Source organism: Variovorax sp. KK3, from assembly GCF_001984055.1.
Taxonomy (GTDB): domain Bacteria; phylum Pseudomonadota; class Gammaproteobacteria; order Burkholderiales; family Burkholderiaceae_C; genus Variovorax.
Map to the genome: position 1 here is coordinate 1 of NZ_LYVO01000110.1, position 17,077 is coordinate 17,077.

The window sequence follows — 17,077 nt, forward strand, 5'->3', positions numbered from 1 at the left end:
GTCATGCGGTGGTGTGGGGGCAGGGTGCCGATTGTGGCGCGGTGCGAGTCGGCAGGCGGCGCCGCCGTGCAAAACCACCGGAGTGGGCAAAAGAAAACCCGCCGAAGCGGGTTGAAGGACAGCCCTGATTGGAGGGAGGACGAGGAGACGAGTGGGCTGCCGGGATTCAGTGTCACGGCCCATTCTTAGGTGAGTCTTAAATGACCCCGGCCTTGTCATGAACTGCCGTCCGCCGATTCACGGACGACTTGAAGGCCGCATAGGGAAAGTCCCTGCGCCACCATCCGCGCAGCGACGGCACGCCCCGCTACGATGACCCGGCGCCCAGGCCCCTTCGACCCGCGCAGCCACAGGAGACCCGTGCATCGTGACCATCCGGCGATCCGCGACAGAAGAGCAGCGTACCGACGACAGGCTCATGTGGCTCACTCCCTCTCGCGTGTTCTACGCCGGCCTACTCGGCGCCACGGGGCCGCGCAGCCTCGGCGGGCACGGTGTCTATGTCTCTCCCAGCGGCCGGCCGCTGCGCATGCGGCTGGCGGGCGGCTCCTGGCAGAGCGGTGAGCTGCTGGTGGTGCCGGCGCGGGTGCCGCACCTGGTGGCGGCCGAGGGTCCGATGGTCATCAGCCTGTTGGTCGAATCGGAATCGGTCGACCCGGCGCGCCTGCCGGCGCTGCTGCGCCAGTGCGGCCCGGCCGATGCGCCGGACTTCGCGCGCCGTGTGCGCGACGGCCATGCGCGGCTGATCGCCATCGCCCAGCGCGAAGGCCTGCAAGGCTTTCCTGACTTCGACGGGCTTTTCTTCGGCGCCACCCTGGCCCCGCCGGTGCTCGACCCGCGCATTCGCGCCGTGGTCGCCCGCATCAACGCCGACCCCGCCGCGCCCAGCCCGGCGCAAGCCTGCGCCGATGCGGTGGGCCTGTCCTTCTCGCGCTTCCTGCACCTGTTCAAGGAAGAGACCGGCGTCACGTTCCGCGCCTTCCGCGCCTGGAAGCGGGCGCGCGGCCTGCTGCATCACGTGCGGCGGGGCGGCAGCCTGACCGACATCGCGCTCGATACCGGCTACCCCGACTCCACCCACTTCAGCCATTCGATCCGCCAGGTCTACGGCCTGCGGCCCAGCGACATCCTGGCCGGTTCGCGACGCCTCGCGGTGCATCGGTGAAGCCGCGGTGCCCCGTCATGCGGGACAACCCTCAGCGCGGCAGGCGCGGGCCGCCGATATAAACCGCCAACCACCGAGGCACCGTTGCTTCAAATCGTCCAACTCCTGCTGTCAGGCATCGCGCAAGGCTGCATCTACGGCCTGATCGCGCTGGGGTTCGTGCTGATCTACAAGGCCACCGAAACGGTGAGCTTCGCCCAGGGCGAGCTGATGATGCTGGGCGCCTTCTGCGCCTTCGCCGGCATGGCCTTGTTCGGGCTGCCCTTCTGGCTGTCGGCGCTGCTGGCGCTGGTCGCGATGGCGGCGTTCGGCGTGCTGGTGGAATTGGTGGTGATCCGGCCCATCCTCGGCCAGCCGCAGTTCTCGATCGTCATGCTGACCATCGGCATCGGTTATGTCGCGCGCGGGCTCATCACCATGATCCCGGGCATCGGCACCGACACGCACACGCTGCCGGTGCCCTACAAGGACCAGACCTGGAAGCTCGGCGCGCTGGTGGTCAACGTGGAGCAGGCGGTGATCATCGCGGCCACCGCCGTGCTGTGCGGCCTGCTGTACGCGATGTTCCGCTACAGCAAGCTCGGCATCGCGATGCAGGCCTCGTCGCAGAACCAGCTAGCGGCCTACTACATGGGCATACCGGTCAAGCGGCTCAACGGCCTGGTGTGGGGGCTGGCGGCGGCGGTGGCGGGCATTGCCGGCATGCTGCTGGCGCCCATCACTTTCGTGCACGCCAACATGGGCTTCATCGGGCTCAAGGCCTTTCCGGCGGCGGTGGTGGGCGGCTTCGGCAGCTTGCCGGGCGCGATCGTCGGCGGGCTGGTGATCGGCATCGTCGAATCGTTCTCGGGCTTCTACCTGCCCGACGGCTTCAAGGACACGGCGCCGTACATCGTGGTGCTGGTGATGTTGATGGTGAAGCCCAACGGCCTCTTCGGCGAAGCACTGCGCAAGAAGGTCTGATGCGCTTCATATTCAAGACCAGCTACGCCCAGGACATCGCCCTGGCCCGCCACGGCGGCCACGTGTTCTGGTACAGCCTGCTGGGCGCGGCGCTGATCACGGCGCCGTGGGTGCTCCCCGAGTACTGGCTGGCGCAACTGACCTTCGTGTTGATCTACGGCATCGTCGGCCTGGGCCTGATGCTGCTGGCGGGCTTCACCGGGCAGTTCTCGATCGGGCATGCGGCCTTCCTGGGCACCGGCGCGTACACGCAGGCGGTGCTGGCCAATGCGGGCTTGCCCTTTCCGCTGGCGCTGGCCGCGGCGGCGGCGCTGTCGGCCGCTGTGGGCGTGGTGGTGGCGCTGCCGGCGCTGCGGGTCAAGGGCATCTACCTGGGCATCGCCACGCTGGCCTTCGGCTTCATCGTCGAAGAGGTGTTCGCGCGCTGGGAGCGGGTGACGGGCGGCAACGCGGGCCTGCACGTGAAGTCGCCCAAGCTCTTCGGCCTGGAGATCGGGTCGAGCGAGAACTTCTACATCGTCTGCCTGCTGATCGCGGTGCTGTGCACCTTCGCCATCCTGAACCTGCTGCGCTCGCCCACGGGCCGTGCCTTCGTCGCCATCCGCGATTCGGAGATCTCGGCGCAGAGCATGGGCATCCACCTGGCGCGCTACAAGACCATGTCGTTCGCGATCTCGGCCGCGCTGGCCGGCCTGGGTGGGGCGCTGTACGCGCACAAGTTGAGCTTCATCTCGCCGGACCAGTTCAACATCCTGCAGTCGATCGACCTGCTGCTGATGGTGGTGATCGGCGGGCTGGGCTCGGTGCACGGCGCCTTCCTGGGCGCGATCTTCCTGATCGCGATGCCGCAGCTCATATCGCTGGGCAAGGACTGGCTGCCGCCCGTGATCGGGCAGGCGCCGGGGCTGCAGGGGCTGGTGTACGGGCTGGTGCTGATCGGCTTCGTGCTCTTCGAGCCGCTGGGGCTGTACGGCCGCTGGCTCAAGGTCCGCACCTACCTGCAGCTCTTTCCGTTCTACCGCAAGGGGCTGTTCAAGCGGCAGAAGTCCTTCACCAAGTCCGATCGGCTGCGATGAACCAGGATGTTCTGCTCTCGGCGAAGGACCTGAGCGTGCGCTTCGGCGGCGTGCTGGCGGTCAACAAGGTCGGCTTCGAGGTGCGGCGCGGCGAGGTGTTCACGCTGATCGGGCCCAACGGCGCCGGCAAGACCACCGTGTTCAACCTCATCAGCCGCTTCTACACGCCGACCACCGGCGAAATCGTGTGGCACGGCGAAGCCGGCGGCCCGGTCGCGCTCACGTCGCATGCACCGCACCAGATCGCGGCGCTGGGCATCGCGCGCACCTTCCAGAACATCGAGCTCTTCGAGCACGCGACGGTGCTGCACAACCTGCTGATCGGCCGCCACACGCACCGGCGCACCGGCTTCTGGCGCGAGATCTTCTTCACCCCGGGCACGCGGCGCGCCGAGATCGAGGCGCGCGAGAAGGTCGAGCACGTGATCGATCTGCTGGACCTGCAGCACCATCGCGATTCGATGGTCGCCGGGCTGCCCTACGGCGTGCGCAAGGTGGTCGAGCTGGCGCGGGCGCTGTGCACCGAGCCCAAGCTGCTGCTGCTCGACGAGCCATCGTCGGGGCTCAACGTGGAAGAGACGGCGGACATGGCCTTCTGGATCCAGGACATCCAGAAGGAGCTGGGCATATCGGTGCTGATGGTGGAGCACGACATGTCGCTGGTGTCGAAGGTGTCCGACCGCGTGCTGGCGATGAACATGGGCGAGGCGCTGGCCTCGGGGACGCCGCGCGAGGTGCAGTCCGATGCGCGGGTGATCGAGGCCTACCTGGGCGCCGTCGACGACCTGAGCAGCTTGAGGAGGGTGCCTGCATGAGCGATGACGACACGGTCCTGCGCCTGCTCAACGTCGAGAGCGCCTACGGCCCGATCAAGGCCATCCGCGGCGTCAGCCTCAAGGTGCGCCAGGGCGAGATCGCCATGGTGCTGGGCTCCAACGGGGCCGGCAAGACGACCATCCTGAAGACCATCTCGGGCATCATCGATCCGCGCAAGGGCAGCATCGAATTCGAGGGCCGCAACATCACCGCGCTGGACCCGGCCCGCATCGTGCAACAGGGCCTGTGCCACGTACCCGAGGGCCGCGAGGTGTTTCCGCTGCTGTCGGTCAAGGACAACCTGCTGATGGGCGCCTACACGCGCAGCGACCGCGACGGCGTCGCGCGCGACATCGAGACCGTCTACGGCTACTTCCCCATCCTGCGCGAGCGCGCCACGCAGCATGCCGGGCTGCTCTCGGGCGGGCAGCAGCAGATGCTGGCCATCTCGCGCGCCATCATGGCCGCGCCCAAGCTGATCCTGCTCGACGAACCGAGCCTGGGCCTGTCGCCCAAGCTCACGCGCGAGATATTCGAGATCGTGGTGCGCATCAACCGCGAGCGCGGCACCACCATCCTGCTGGTGGAGCAGAACGCCAACATGGCGCTCAACGCTTCCGACTACGGCTACGTGCTGGAAAACGGCCGCATCGTCATGGAAGACACCTGCGAGCGGCTGCGCGAGAAGGAGGACATCAAGGAGTTCTACCTCGGCCTCAAGGACGAGGGCGTGCGCGGCGAGCGCCGCTGGAAAAAGAAGAAGACCTGGAGGTAGACACGAACATGGCCGCCCGCGGACTCTGGGACACCGATCGCATCCAGCCGCGCACCGACATCGTCGTGGCGGGCGAGACCATTCCCGCCGTCTTCTGGACGGCCGCCGCCGCGCGCGCCGACCACGTCTGGATGCGGCAGAAGGAATTCGGCATCTGGCGCAGCTGGACCTGGCGGCAGACCGCCGAGGCGGTGCGCGAGATCGCCGGCGGCCTCATGGCGATCGGCTTCGCGCCCGGCGAGTGCGCATCGATCCTCGCCAACACGGTCGTCGAATGGGTGCTGGCCGACCTCGCCGTGCTCAGCTGCGGCGGCACGGCCAACGGCATCTACCCCACCGACGCGGCCTCGCAGGTGCACTACCTGTGCGAGGACTCGCGCACCGCCGTGCTCTTCGTCGAGGACGACGAGCAGCTCGACAAGGCGCTGGAAGTGCGGTCCTCGCTGCCGCATCTGCGCAAGATCGTGGTCATGGACATGAAGGGCCTGCGCGAGCTCGACGACCCGGGCGTCCTCAGCCTCGACGCGTTGCGCGCGCTGGGACGCGAGCACCTGCAAGGCCACGCGCAGGAGCTGGAGCAGCGCATCGCCGGCTGCCAGCCCGGCGACATCGCCATCCTCGTCTACACCTCGGGCACCACCGGCAAGCCCAAGGGCGCGATGCACAGCCACCGCGGCCTGATCCACACCGTGCGCGGCTACAACACGCTGATCGCGCAGGACCACCGCGACGAGCGCATGTGCTTCCTGCCGCTGTGCCACATCGCCGAGCGCATGGGTGGCGAGTACTTCGCCATGTACACCGGCGCCATCCTCAACTTCGTCGAGAACCCCGAGACGGTGCCCGAGAACGTGCGCGAGATCGCGCCCACCGTGGTGACCGCGGTGCCGCGGGTCTGGGAGAAGTTCTACTCCGGTGTGATGATCGCGCTGAAGGAAGCCAGCCGCACGCAGCAGGCGGCCTACGGCTGGAGCATCGGCGTGGGTGGCACCATCGCCGACCGCGTGCTCGCGGGGCAGCCGGTGGGCATCGGCCTGCGGCTCCAGTTCAAGATCGCGCGCTGGCTCGCGCTGGACAACGTGCGCAAGCTCATCGGCATTCACCGCGCGCGCTTTCTCGTCACCGGTGCGGCGCCGATCTCGCCCGAGCTCATCAAGTGGTACCTGGCGCTGGGCGTGCCCATGCTCGAGGTGTGGGGCATGACCGAAACCTGCGGCGCCGCCACCGGCGTGCCGGCCGGGCGCATCAAGCCGGGCTCCATCGGGCCGGCCGCCGGCTACAACGAAGTGCGCGTCGATCCCGCCACCGGCGAGATCCTCGTGCGCGGCCCCAACGTCTTCACGGGCTATCTCAACCTGCCCGAGAAGACGGCCGAGACCATCGACGCCGACGGATGGCTGCACACCGGCGACGTCGGCACCATGGACGAGGACGGGTATTTCCGCATTACCGACCGTATGAAGGACATCATCATCACGGCAGGCGGCAAGAACATCACCCCGAGCGAGTTGGAGAACGAGCTCAAGTTCAGCCCCTACATCACCGACGCCGTGGTGATCGGCGACGCCCGGCCCTACCTCACGGTCATCGTCATGATCGACCAGGAGAACGTCGAGAAATTCGCGCAGGACCACGACGTGCCCTTCAGCAACTACCAGAGCCTCACGCGCGCGCAGCAAGTGCTCGACCTGATCCAGGGCGAGGTCGATCGGGTCAACGCCAGGTTCGCTCGCGTCGAGCAGATCAAGAAGTTCTTTCTGCTCGAGACGCAGCTGAGCGCCGAGGACGAGGAGCTCACGCCCACGATGAAGCTCAAGCGCAAGCTGGTGCAAGCCAAGTATGCCGAGCGCATCGACGCGCTCTACGCCTGATTTTTCTGCAGGTTCGCAAGCCATCCAACGATCGAGGAGACACGCAATGAAGATCCACACTCTGGTTCCGCTGGCCGCGATGGCCGCGATCGCCGGCCTAGCGCTGAGTTCCGGTGGGGCCGCCGCGCAGTCGCAGGGCGTCAGCAAGGACGAGATCCGCATCGGCACCATCCAGGATCTCTCCGGCCCGCTGGCCGGCTTCGGCAAGCAGGCGCGCAACGGCATGCAGCTGCGCGTCGACGAGCTCAACGAGCAGGGCGACGTCAACGGCCGCAAGCTCAAGCTCTTCGTCGAGGATTCGGGCTACGACCCCAAGAAGGCCGTGCTGGCGGCGCAGAAGCTGGTCAACCAGGACAAGATCTTCATCATGGCCGGCCACATCGGCACCGCCCAGAACATGGCGGCCATGCCGGTGCAGTTCGAGAAGAACGTCGTCAACTTCATGCCCATCACCGCGGCGCGCGAGATGTACGAGCCGCACCACCGGCTCAAGTATTCCTTCGCCGCCACCTATTACGACCAGATCCGGCTGGCACTGCCCAGGCTGATCAAGGACAAGGGCGCCAAGAAGGTCTGCACGATCTACCAGGACGACGAGTTCGGCCTCGAAGTGCAGCGCGGCGCCGAGGCCGGGCTCAAGGCGGCGGGCATGGAGCTCACGGAGAAGACTTCGTACAAGCGCGGCGCCACCGACTTCTCGTCGCAGGTGGCCAGGATGAAGGCGGCCAACTGCGACCTGGTGGTGCTGGGCACAATCATCCGCGAGACCATCGGCACCGTCGGCGAGGCACGCAAGACCGGCTTCAACCCGACCTTCCTCGGGTCGAGCGCGGCCTACACCGACCTGATCCACAAGCTCGGCGGCAAACCCATGGACGGCATCTACGCCACCATGACCGTGCAGAACCCTTACACCGACGAGCAGTCGCAACCGCTGCGCTTCTGGGCCAACAAGTACAAGACCAAGTTCAACGAAGACCCGACGGTCTTCTCGGTGTACGGCTATTCCATCGTCGACGCCTTCATCAAGGCCGCGCAGAAGGCCGGCCCCAACCTGACGACCGACAGCTTCGTCAAGGCCATGGACAGCATGACCTTCGAGCCCGACATGTTCGGCGCGCCGAAGAGCACCTACACCGCCACCAAGCGCCTGGGCAACGACCAGTCGCGGCTGTCGCAGATCGTGGACGGCAAGTGGAAGGTGGCGTCGGATTACCTGGCGCCCTGAGTCGCCCCATAAGGCGCCGAGGCCCACGCGCGTGATTGGCGGCAGACGGCCTTGCGGGCCAAGGCGCGCCTACGTTGACCAGCGGCGGCGTGTGGCATTCCGGCGCCTGCCAGAATGCGCCGGCCCATGACCGTGCTCCCTTCCAGGTTCCCCTCCGACCACCGCCCGCAGCGAAGCCCTGCGCTGCTCGCCTTGGGCGTGAGCGCCGGCACGGTGCTGGCCCTGATCGCGCTGGGCCACGACGGCCGGCGTGCCGCACAGGTCACGCTCCTCGCCCTTCCAGCGCTCGCGTGGCTGGCCTGGCCTGTGCAGGGCATCGCAGCGCATCGGCTGCGTACTGCGTTCGTCTGGCTCTGGGCGATGGCTTTCGCGCTCGATGGGGTCGCACGTGCTTATCTGCTCGACGCCTATCAGGCTGCGCCCGACAGCGCCCTGGTCCTGGGCGCTGCCGCCAACACCAACGGCCGCGAGAGCGCGGAGTACCTGTCGATGCACTGGCGCTCGGTGGCCGTCTGGTCGGCCACCCTTTTCTTCGCGGCCTTGCTGCTGGCACGCTGCGCACGCCGGGGTGCGCGCGCCGACATGCACTGGCCACGCTGGGCGATCGCGCTGCTCGGCGTATTGCTGCTGGTGAGTGCCTTGGGCTACGCCAGCAAGCCGTGGCGCCGCCTGCATCCGCTCGCCTACTGGGGGCAGTGGGGCGTTTCGGTCCAGGCGTTGCGCGCGAGCTGGGCCGATCAGCAGCAGCTGCGAAGCGAAGCGCTCGCGAAGGCGAAGCGCGCCGTACCCGTCGTCGCACGCGAAGGACCGGCCACGATCGTGCTGGTGATCGCCGACAGCATCAACCGCGACAACATGTCGCTCTACGGTTACGGCCGCGCGACCACGCCGCGGTTGCAGGCGCTCAAGCAGCAGCTCGACGGCGACATGGTCGTGCTGCGCAACGCATGGTCGGCCGACGCGAGCACCTTGCCCGCGCTGCGAAACATCCTCGGCTTCGGTCAGCCGGCGAGCGACGACCCGCAGCACGTGCTCGCGCTGGCCCGGGCGGCGGGCTACAAGGTCTGGTGGATGAGCAATCACGACGATCTCGCCATCGAACAGCAGCACGCGCGGCTGGCCGACGTGGTCGAGATGGTCAATCGCGTCCCTGGCCGGGCCGGCGCATCGCTCGACGGCGAGCTGCTCGACTGTGTGCAGGAGGCGCTCCAAGACCCGGCCGAGCGCAAGCTGATCGTGGTGCACCTGATGGGCGCGCACCCGCACTACAGCCTGCGGTTTCCGAGCGGCGAGAACCCTTTCGACGACCACGTCGATGCCGTCGAGGCCGGCCTGGTGAAGAGAGGTCGCTCCGCCTGGGTGCGCCAGTTCCGGCACGAGTACGACGCGGCCCTGATGTACCACGACTTCGTGGTGGCAGAGACGCTGCAGCTCACGCGCATGGCCGGGCCGGCGGAGGAGTACCGTGCCTGGATGTATCTGTCCGACCATGGCCAGGAAGTCGGCCACGTCAGTGACCGCGCAGGGCACAGTCCTTCGACCGCGTCGGGCTATCGCATTCCGACCGTCATCTGGCGCAATCTACCGGTGAGCCCGGCCGCCCCGGCCGACATGGAGCGGCGGCCGTTTCGCGCCGACTGGGCTGCCTGGACACTGGCCGATCTGCTGCACATCCGATGGGCTGGCGGCGTGCCGAGCCGGAACGTGCTCAGCGACAGCTATCGATGGACTGCGCCTGTGCTCCCGGTCGACGTGGCGACGTTTTTGGAGTGACAACGCTTCGCGGTGGCCGCCCTGCGGCCAATCGGCGTGAGGGTGGCCAAGCGCGCGGATGTCCGGACGCGTTCGCAGGAGGGCTTCAAGAATCGAGGCGACGGCCGATATCCATGGTGTGTGTCCTGCGCCGGTGCCCCCGCCGCTTGTAAGACAATCGTCGCCGCCGTCTTTTTCGACTCTTTGCCTTTCTTCCATGGGCTTGTCCACAGCATGCCAACCGCCACCCTAGACCAGCTGTTTGCCGAGAACCACACCCTGCCCACGGTTCCGAAGGTGGTCCGCGACCTGATCGAGGTGCTGGCCAACGAAAACGCCTCGCTGTCGCAGGTGGCCCGCAAGATCGAGGCCGACACCGTGCTCACGGCCCGCATGCTGCGGCTGGCCAATTCGCCCTTCTACGGGCTGCGCCGCAAGGTGTCGTCGATGGAAGAAGCGATCCGCATGCTGGGCCTGTCGGCCATCCGCACGCTGGTGATCAGCGCCAACCTCACGGGCACCTTCCAGAAGGTGCCTCACGTCAATCTGCCCAGCTTCTGGCGCCACAGCCTGCGCGTGTCGTCGGTGGCCCGCCACCTGGCCGGGCGGGGCCGCTCGGTCGACCCGAACCTGGCGTTCACCGTAGGCAGCATGCATGCCATCGGCCACCTGATCATGGCCATCGTCCGGCCCACCGAGATCGCGGCGGTCAATGCGGCCAGCCCCTTCGATTCGATGCGGCGTTTCACGGCCGAGGAGCAGACCTTCGGCTACCACTACGGCGACGTCAGCGCCAAGCTGGCCTCGCGCTGGGACTTCTCCGACGAATACGTGACCGCGCTCGGCGGCTTCGCGCGGCCCTTGGACATGCAGTCGTTCGACCCGCTGGCGGGCCTGCTGCACCTGGGCGTGTGGCGCATGGCGCTCGACCGCGAGAGCGCCGCGGCGTCGGGCCTGGCCCGGCCCGCGGAGGTGCTGAAGGCGCTCGACCTGCCGCCCGACAGCCTCGAGGACATGCCGGCGCCGGAAGAGCTGGCCGCCGATCTCGAATTGATGATCGGCTGAGTCCGGCCGGCGCAGCCCGGCGTCCCTTCACTCCAGCACGATCCGGTTGCGCTCGATCACCGGCTTCCACTGCGCCAGTTCGCGCCGCATGTAGGCGGCGAAGTCGGCCGGCCCGCGATCGACCACTTCGAGCCCCTGGGCCGCATATGCGCGGGCCAGCTCCGGATCTTTCAGTGCCTCCGCGATCGCCGCATGGATGTGTTCCACCGTCTGCGCCGGCGTGCCGCCGCGCGTCGCCACGCCGAACCAGCCGACCGGCTCGAAGTCGATGCCCTGTTCCTTGAGCGTCGGCACGCCGGGCAACGCCTGGCTGCGTCGCGGCCCGACCACGGCGATCGCCTTGATCCTGCCGCTCTGCACGAAGGGCGCCACCGCCAGTGGCGGCAGCGAAGCCATCTGCACGTCGTTGGCGATGAGGGCCGTGACGATCTGCGGCGAGCCCGGGTAGGCCGCATGCGGCACCTCGCCGCCGGAGGTCGCCACCAAGTAGGCCATGCTCAGGTGGCCGAGCGTGCCGTTGCCGGGCGAGGCGTAGGCGAGCTTCTGGTTCCGGTCGGCCATGGCTGCGACCAGCTCCTTGGCGTCGCGCGCGGCCGTGGCGTTGCTGGCGACCAGGATCGACGGCGTCTCGGCCACCAGCGCGACCGGCGCCAGGTCCTTCACAGGGTCGTAGGACATCTTCTTGTAGAGCAGCGCGTTGGTGACCAGAGGGCCCGAGGGTGCCAGCAGCAGCGTGTGGCCGTCCGGGGCCGACTTCGCGACCGCGTCGGCGCCGATCATGCCGGCCGCACCGGGCCGGTTCTCGATCACCATCGGCTGGCCGACACGCTTCTGCACGCGGTCGAAGATCAGCCGTGCGATGCCGTCGGGCGTGGAGCCGGCGGCATAGGGCACGATCACCCGTACCGGTTTTTGCGGCCAGTCGGCGGCTGAGGCGGCGCCACAGGCCAGCGTGGCGGCGAGGGCAGCGCCGACGATTGCAAGCAGATTCTTCTTCATCGATGTCTCTCGTCCAGTGAAGGTTGTTGGTGGGTTGTCAGTGGGCCGGGGTGGCGCTCTGGCCGGCCTCCATGGCCTCGATCTCGTCGACCGTGCGTCCGAGCCGGCCGAAGCGGGCGAAGGCCCAGCGCATGGCCTCGCCTTCATCGCGCCATGGCGTGCGGTCGCCGAGCTGCAGCCACAGGCGGTACAGGAAGCGCCGGCGTGCCGGGTCCGGGTCGTCCTCGTAGGCGGTGCGGCCGTGCACCACCGTGAAGTTGTTGAGCAGCTGGATGTCACCCTGGCGGAAGCTCATCTTGAACGCCATGTCCTCGCGCCGGGCGATCGCATCGAAACAGTCCAGTGCAGCCGCTTCGGCCGGCGTCAGCGCGACGCCGCGCTTCTGCGCGCCGCCGAGGATGTAGGAGCGCGCATAGCGGCAGCTCACGCGGTCGCCGTGCGGCGCGAAGACCGGAATCACGGGCGTCACCGACGCCTCGCCCGACGCCTCCTCGCCCTTGCGGTCGTAGGCGAATCCACGCAGCAGCACCGCCAGGTGTTCGGGGTGCGTGGCCAGCATCTCGTTGAAGATGGCCGGCGTGCTGACGATGGTGCTGGCACCACCGGCCTTGGCCTGGCGCAGGCACAGCAGGCCCACCACGTCGGTCGGGTCGCAGTGGTAGTTGAGGTCCGCACGGCTCTGGTAACCGCGCACGTTGCGCTGCGAGGCGGCGCCGCTGTAGCCGAAGTCGACGCCCATGTCGGTCACGGGGCACAGGAAGTCGGCCTTCGCGTTCTGGCTCAGCCCGGTGCCCAGCAATTGGCCGATGGCCCAGTAGACCAGTCCGACGTCCTCCTGCGGCAGCGCATCGACCGGCACGCCGCGCACCAGCGCGAAGCCGCGGGTGGCCAGGTCGGCGGCCAGTGCGTCGGCCAAGGGAACGAGGGACGACAGCCGTTCGCGCGTCTCCGCTGGTGACAGCGTGCGGAAGTCGCGGCCCGCCCATGCCCGGGCGGCTTGCAGTACCTGAGCGACCTGATGCTCGGCCAGCGGGTAGCACCACGCGTCGTCGTGTGCGAAATCGGTCGGCTTCCATGCGCTCGGTCCGGCGACCGGCTGCAGGGAGCGGGGTAGGGATGTCATGGGATTTGTCTCCTGAAGGTCCGCAGTGTCCCCGCTTGCTACAACTGAGTAAAAGGAAAAAATGTGGGTCTGGATCAACCAGAAGTTAATCACTTCACGATCGGACCTCAGCCATGAACCTGCGCCACCTCGAAGTCTTTCGCCTCGTCATGCAGACCGGCTCCGTCAAGGGCGCCGCGGCGCTGATGCACGTGTCCGAGGCCGCGGCGAGCAAGCTGCTGGGCACCGCGGAACGCCGCATGGGCCTGGCCCTGTTCGAGCGCACCAAGGGCCGCCTGCTGCCCACGCCCGAGGCCCGCCGGCTGTTCGAAGACGTGGAAGCACTCTGGTCGCGCGTCGAGCGCATCGAGGCGCTGACGCACGAGTTGGCCAATCCGGAAGGCGGTGCGCTCACGGTGGCCATTTCGCCGAGTCTCGGCACCACCGTCATCCCGCATGCGGCGACGGCGCTGCTGGCGCGGCTGCCCAAACTGCGGATCAACATCGAGCTGCTCATTCCGCACCTGCTGGTGCAGTCGCAGGTCGACGGCACCTCGGAGCTGGGCGTGTCGCTCAGCCCGCAGGAGCATCCCAGCCTGCAGCTGCTCGCCCGCTATCCGTGTCGGCTGGTGTGCGTGATGCCACGCGCGCATCCGCTCGCCGGCAAGGCGCGCATCCGCCCGGCCGACCTGCGCGGGCACGACGTGGTGTCGTTTCCGCAGGCGCTGAGCTATGGCGTCAGCGACGCGCTGCTCTATGGCGACATGCAGGAGCACATCGCCATTCGCCTGCATGTGCGCTCGGGCCAGACGGCGTGCTGGTTCAGCCTGGCCGGCGCAGGCGTGGCGATCGTGGATGCCGCCACAGTGGCCGGCCAGGCCTTCGCGGACCTGGCGGTGCGGCCATTCCAGAGCGCCGCGCGGCTCGGCGTGCACGTGCTGCGGCACCGCAACCGGCCGCTGTCGCGCGCGGGGCAGATGTTCTGCGAGGACTTCGAAACGACGTGGAAGGCGCTGGGCGCTGGTGTGGATGCGTGACGGCAGTGCGAGGGCCCGACCATCGACCGGGGTCGCTCGCCTGAGCGCCCGGGCCCTGGTCACGCGACGGTTCAGACCCGTGCGATGAACTTGATCTCGATCAGCTGGGTCGGCAACGCGAGCCGGGGCGTCACGAGAATGGTGCTGGCGACCTTCGGTTTCGCCGAGGCATAGGCCTCCTTGCGAACCGGCCCGGCGGCGAAGGCGGTGTCCATGTCGGTGACGTAGACCACTTCCTCCACGACATCCGCGAGCGAGGCGCCGAAGCGCGCCAGGATCTTCTTCGCGCTCGCGTAGGTCTGGCGCATCTGGACTTCCATGTTGGCGTGATCGGCGATGCGCCCGGACGCGTCGAGCTTTGCCGGGCCCACCATGTTGCCCTGGTCGTCGTGGCCAAGCTGGCCCGACACGTAGATCGTGTCGCCGACCTGCACCGCCTGGGCATAGCCGTACTGGTCTTCCCAGGGCATGCCCAAGCCTTCCGCCTTGCGGGCGACCGGCTTGCCGGTCTTGGGCGCGGCGGTGGCAGCGCCTGCGGCGACCAGTCCCGTCGCGACGCCGAGGCCCGCGGCGGCGAGGAAGCTGCGTCGCGGCTTGTCGTCGCGCTGGAAGTTCTTGTCGGGGCTCGTCGGCGTCGCGCTGCTGGATTCGTTCATTGATGTTTCTCCGATGGGGTTCTGGATGTGACGGCCTGGCAGTTGCCGTCATGGGTCATTCTTCTTCCGAGACCGCTCGCGCGATGCATCGATCGTGCAAGACCGGTCTTGCAGATTTGCAAGCGGGCTGCTGCTCAGGCACGCTGCCGCGACCCGCCTTAGCATGCGCACCATGATGAACATCGCCATCCACCCGACCCGTGCCCCAGCCGACATCCGCAACGACGTCGTCTGTGTTGCGCTACTGCGCAGCCCTGAGCGGGGCTGACACCATGGTCAAGGCCACGAAGAAGACCGCGCAGCCGCCGGCACCGCACAGCGCCGACAACCACGACCTGATCCGCGTGCAGGGCGCGCGCGAGAACAACCTGAAGAACGTCAGCGTCGAGATCCCGAAACGCAGGCTGACGGTGTTCACCGGCGTTTCGGGCTCCGGCAAGAGTTCGCTGGTGTTCGGCACCATCGCGGCCGAATCGCAGCGCATGATCAACGAGACCTACAGCGCCTTCGTGCAGGGTTTCATGCCCACGCTGCCGCGGCCCGACGTCGACCTGCTCGCCGGCCTGACCACCGCGATCATCGTCGACCAGGAGCGCATGGGCGCCAATGCGCGCTCCACCGTCGGCACCGTGACCGATGCCAACGCGATGCTGCGCATCCTGTTCAGCCGGCTCGGCAAGCCGCACATCGGGCCGCCGGGTGCGTTCGCCTTCAACGTGCCCTCGGTGCGCGCGAGCGGTGCCATCACCGTCGAGCGCGGCGAAGGCAAGACGCAGACCAAGAAAGCCACCTTCAACCGCCTGGGTGGCATGTGTCCGCGCTGCGAAGGCATGGGCGCGGTCACCGACTTCGACCTGCATGCGCTGTACGACGACGCCAAGTCGCTCAACGAGGGCGCGCTCACCATCCCGGGCTACAGCATGGAGGGCTGGTACGGCCGCATCTTCCGCGGCTGCGGCTTCTTCGACCCCGACAAGCCGATCGGCAAGTACAGCAAGCGCGAGTTGCACGACCTGCTGCACAAGGAGCCGACCAAGATCAAGGTCGACGGCATCAACCTCACTTATGCGGGCCTGATCCCGAGCATCCAGAAGTCCTACCTGTCGAAGGACGTCGACGCGATGCAGCCGCACATCCGCGCCTTCGTGGAGCGGGCCGTGACCTTCACCACCTGCCCCGAATGCAACGGCACGCGGCTGAGCGCCGAGGCGCGCTCGTCGAAGATCAAGGGCAAGAACATCGCCGACGTGTGCGCGATGCAGATCAGCGACCTGGCCGACTGGGTGCGCAAGATCGACGAGTCGTCGGTGGCGCCGCTGCTCGCCGGCCTGCAGCACCTGATCGACGGCTTCGCGGAGATCGGCCTGGGCTACCTCTCGCTCGATCGTCCGTCGGGCACGCTGTCGGGCGGCGAGGCGCAGCGCGTCAAGATGATCCGCCACCTCGGCTCATCGCTGACCGACCTCACCTACGTCTTCGACGAGCCTACGATCGGCCTGCACCCGCACGACATCGAACGCATGAACGGCCTGCTGCTGCGCCTGCGCGACAAGGGCAACACCGTGCTCATGGTCGAGCACAAGCCCGAGGCCATCGCCATCGCCGACCACGTGGTCGACCTCGGCCCTGGCGCGGGCGCGGCGGGCGGCACCGTCTGCTTCGAGGGCAGCGTGAAGGAACTGCGCGCCAGCGACACCGTCACCGGCCGGCACCTGGGCGACCGGGCCACGCTCAAGCCCGCGGTGCGCGCGCCCACCGGCCAACTCGAAATCCGCAAGGCCACGACGCACAACCTGAAGAAGGTCGACGTCGACATCCCGCTCGGCGTGCTGTGCGTGATCACCGGTGTGGCGGGCTCGGGCAAGAGCTCGTTGGTGCATGGCTCGATCCCGGCCGGCGCGGGCGTCGTGACCATCGACCAGGGCGCGATCCGCGGATCGCGTCGCAGCAACCCGGCCACGTACTCGGGCTTGCTCGACCCGATCCGCAATGCTTTCGCCAAGGCCAACGGCGTCAAGCCGTCCTTGTTCAGCGCCAACTCCGAGGGCGCATGCCCCGCCTGCAATGGCGCGGGCGTCATCTACACCGACCTGGCGATGATGGCCGGCGTCGCCACGCCCTGCGAAGCCTGCGAGGGCAAGCGCTACCAAGCCGCGGTGCTCGACCACAAGCTGGGCGGCCGCGACATCAGCGAAGTGCTGGCCATGCCGGTCGACGAGGCCAGGGCCTTCTTCGCCAAAGGCAAAGCCAGCACACCGGCCGCGAGCGCCATCCTCGACCGCCTGGCCAGCGTCGGCCTCGGCTACCTGCGCCTGGGCCAGCCGCTCACCACGCTGTCGGGCGGCGAACGCCAACGCCTCAAGCTCGCGACCGAGATGGCGGAGAAGGGCAGCATCTACGTGCTCGACGAGCCCACCGCCGGGCTGCACCTGGCCGACGTGCAGCAACTGCTGGCGCTGCTCGACCACCTGGTCGATGCAGGCAAGTCAGTCATCGTGATCGAGCACCACCAGGCGGTGATGGCCCATGCGGACTGGATCATCGACCTGGGGCCGGGGGCGGGGCATGAAGG

General features: G+C 68.0%; 14 protein-coding genes. 11 read left to right on the forward strand and 3 right to left on the reverse strand.

Annotated elements, in window-relative coordinates; all coding sequences use genetic code 11:
- Positions 1-418 precede the first annotated feature (418 nt).
- From B0W80_RS31290 to B0W80_RS31330, 9 genes are all read left to right on the forward strand, one after another.
- Complete coding sequence (locus B0W80_RS31290) at positions 419-1,165, forward strand: AraC family transcriptional regulator (RefSeq protein WP_077003053.1); 747 nt, start codon at positions 419-421, stop codon at positions 1,163-1,165.
- Positions 1,166-1,249: 84 nt separating this feature from the next.
- The gene (locus B0W80_RS31295) at positions 1,250-2,128 is read left to right on the forward strand and encodes a branched-chain amino acid ABC transporter permease (protein WP_077003054.1); all 879 of its coding nucleotides are present in this window, start codon (positions 1,250-1,252) and stop codon (positions 2,126-2,128) included.
- The gene (locus tag B0W80_RS31300; protein WP_077003055.1) at positions 2,128-3,204 is read left to right on the forward strand and encodes a branched-chain amino acid ABC transporter permease; all 1,077 of its coding nucleotides are present in this window, start codon (positions 2,128-2,130) and stop codon (positions 3,202-3,204) included. Before B0W80_RS31295 ends, B0W80_RS31300 begins: the two co-directional genes overlap by 1 nt.
- Positions 3,201-4,019: an ABC transporter ATP-binding protein gene (locus tag B0W80_RS31305; RefSeq protein WP_077003056.1), complete on the forward strand. Its 819-nt coding sequence runs from the start codon at positions 3,201-3,203 to the stop codon at positions 4,017-4,019. Before B0W80_RS31300 ends, B0W80_RS31305 begins: the two co-directional genes overlap by 4 nt.
- The gene (locus B0W80_RS31310; RefSeq protein WP_077003057.1) at positions 4,016-4,795 is read left to right on the forward strand and encodes an ABC transporter ATP-binding protein; all 780 of its coding nucleotides are present in this window, start codon (positions 4,016-4,018) and stop codon (positions 4,793-4,795) included. The genes B0W80_RS31305 and B0W80_RS31310 overlap by 4 nt, the downstream gene beginning before the upstream one ends.
- Positions 4,796-4,803: 8 nt before the next feature.
- The gene (locus B0W80_RS31315) at positions 4,804-6,666 is read left to right on the forward strand and encodes a long-chain fatty acid--CoA ligase (protein WP_077003058.1); all 1,863 of its coding nucleotides are present in this window, start codon (positions 4,804-4,806) and stop codon (positions 6,664-6,666) included.
- 46 nt (positions 6,667-6,712) lie between these two features.
- Positions 6,713-7,894: an ABC transporter substrate-binding protein gene (locus tag B0W80_RS31320; RefSeq protein WP_077003059.1), complete on the forward strand. Its 1,182-nt coding sequence runs from the start codon at positions 6,713-6,715 to the stop codon at positions 7,892-7,894.
- A 126-nt stretch (positions 7,895-8,020) separates the two neighbouring features.
- Positions 8,021-9,667, forward strand: a complete 1,647-nt coding sequence (locus B0W80_RS31325; RefSeq protein ID WP_077003060.1) for a phosphoethanolamine transferase — start codon at positions 8,021-8,023, stop codon at positions 9,665-9,667.
- Positions 9,668-9,880: 213 nt separating this feature from the next.
- Positions 9,881-10,711 (forward strand): HDOD domain-containing protein, encoded by an 831-nt coding sequence (locus tag B0W80_RS31330; protein WP_077003061.1) that lies wholly within the window; start codon positions 9,881-9,883, stop codon positions 10,709-10,711.
- 27 nt (positions 10,712-10,738) lie between these two features.
- Here B0W80_RS31330 and B0W80_RS31335 read toward each other — a convergent pair whose 3' ends face one another.
- Positions 10,739-11,710 carry a tripartite tricarboxylate transporter substrate binding protein gene (locus B0W80_RS31335; protein WP_077003062.1) on the reverse strand — a complete coding sequence of 324 codons (972 nt, stop codon included), beginning with the start codon at positions 11,708-11,710 and terminating at the stop codon, positions 10,739-10,741.
- Between the two features lie 37 nt (positions 11,711-11,747).
- Positions 11,748-12,833, reverse strand: a complete 1,086-nt coding sequence (locus tag B0W80_RS31340; RefSeq protein WP_077003063.1) for a TauD/TfdA family dioxygenase — start codon at positions 12,831-12,833, stop codon at positions 11,748-11,750.
- A gap of 113 nt (positions 12,834-12,946) precedes the next feature.
- Between B0W80_RS31340 and B0W80_RS31345 the strand changes: the two genes are divergently transcribed.
- Positions 12,947-13,849 (forward strand): LysR substrate-binding domain-containing protein, encoded by a 903-nt coding sequence (locus B0W80_RS31345; protein ID WP_077003064.1) that lies wholly within the window; start codon positions 12,947-12,949, stop codon positions 13,847-13,849.
- A gap of 71 nt (positions 13,850-13,920) precedes the next feature.
- On the opposite strand, the gene B0W80_RS31350 is transcribed toward B0W80_RS31345, so the two are convergent.
- Positions 13,921-14,505: a Rid family hydrolase gene (locus tag B0W80_RS31350; RefSeq protein WP_256856740.1), complete on the reverse strand. Its 585-nt coding sequence runs from the start codon at positions 14,503-14,505 to the stop codon at positions 13,921-13,923.
- Between the two features lie 272 nt (positions 14,506-14,777).
- Between B0W80_RS31350 and B0W80_RS31355 the strand changes: the two genes are divergently transcribed.
- Positions 14,778-17,077 (forward strand): excinuclease ABC subunit UvrA (locus B0W80_RS31355; protein WP_077003065.1); only part of this gene is annotated, 2,300 nt, incomplete at its 3' end.

Excerpts from the sequence above, each read along its gene's own strand:
- B0W80_RS31290 (WP_077003053.1), top strand. The coding sequence starts at position 419 with ATGTGGCTCACTCCCTCTCGCGTGTTCTACGCCGGCCTACTCGGCGCC.
- B0W80_RS31300 (WP_077003055.1), top strand. The coding sequence starts at position 2,128 with ATGCGCTTCATATTCAAGACCAGCTACGCCCAGGACATCGCCCTGGCC.
- B0W80_RS31305 (WP_077003056.1), top strand. The coding sequence starts at position 3,201 with ATGAACCAGGATGTTCTGCTCTCGGCGAAGGACCTGAGCGTGCGCTTC.
- B0W80_RS31310 (WP_077003057.1), top strand. The coding sequence starts at position 4,016 with ATGAGCGATGACGACACGGTCCTGCGCCTGCTCAACGTCGAGAGCGCC.
- B0W80_RS31315 (WP_077003058.1), top strand. The coding sequence starts at position 4,804 with ATGGCCGCCCGCGGACTCTGGGACACCGATCGCATCCAGCCGCGCACC.
- B0W80_RS31320 (WP_077003059.1), top strand. The coding sequence starts at position 6,713 with ATGAAGATCCACACTCTGGTTCCGCTGGCCGCGATGGCCGCGATCGCC.
- B0W80_RS31325 (WP_077003060.1), top strand. The coding sequence starts at position 8,021 with ATGACCGTGCTCCCTTCCAGGTTCCCCTCCGACCACCGCCCGCAGCGA.
- B0W80_RS31330 (WP_077003061.1), top strand. The coding sequence starts at position 9,881 with ATGCCAACCGCCACCCTAGACCAGCTGTTTGCCGAGAACCACACCCTG.
- B0W80_RS31335 (WP_077003062.1), bottom strand. The coding sequence starts at position 11,710 with ATGAAGAAGAATCTGCTTGCAATCGTCGGCGCTGCCCTCGCCGCCACG.
- B0W80_RS31340 (WP_077003063.1), bottom strand. The coding sequence starts at position 12,833 with ATGACATCCCTACCCCGCTCCCTGCAGCCGGTCGCCGGACCGAGCGCA.
- B0W80_RS31345 (WP_077003064.1), top strand. The coding sequence starts at position 12,947 with ATGAACCTGCGCCACCTCGAAGTCTTTCGCCTCGTCATGCAGACCGGC.
- B0W80_RS31350 (WP_256856740.1), bottom strand. The coding sequence starts at position 14,505 with ATGAACGAATCCAGCAGCGCGACGCCGACGAGCCCCGACAAGAACTTC.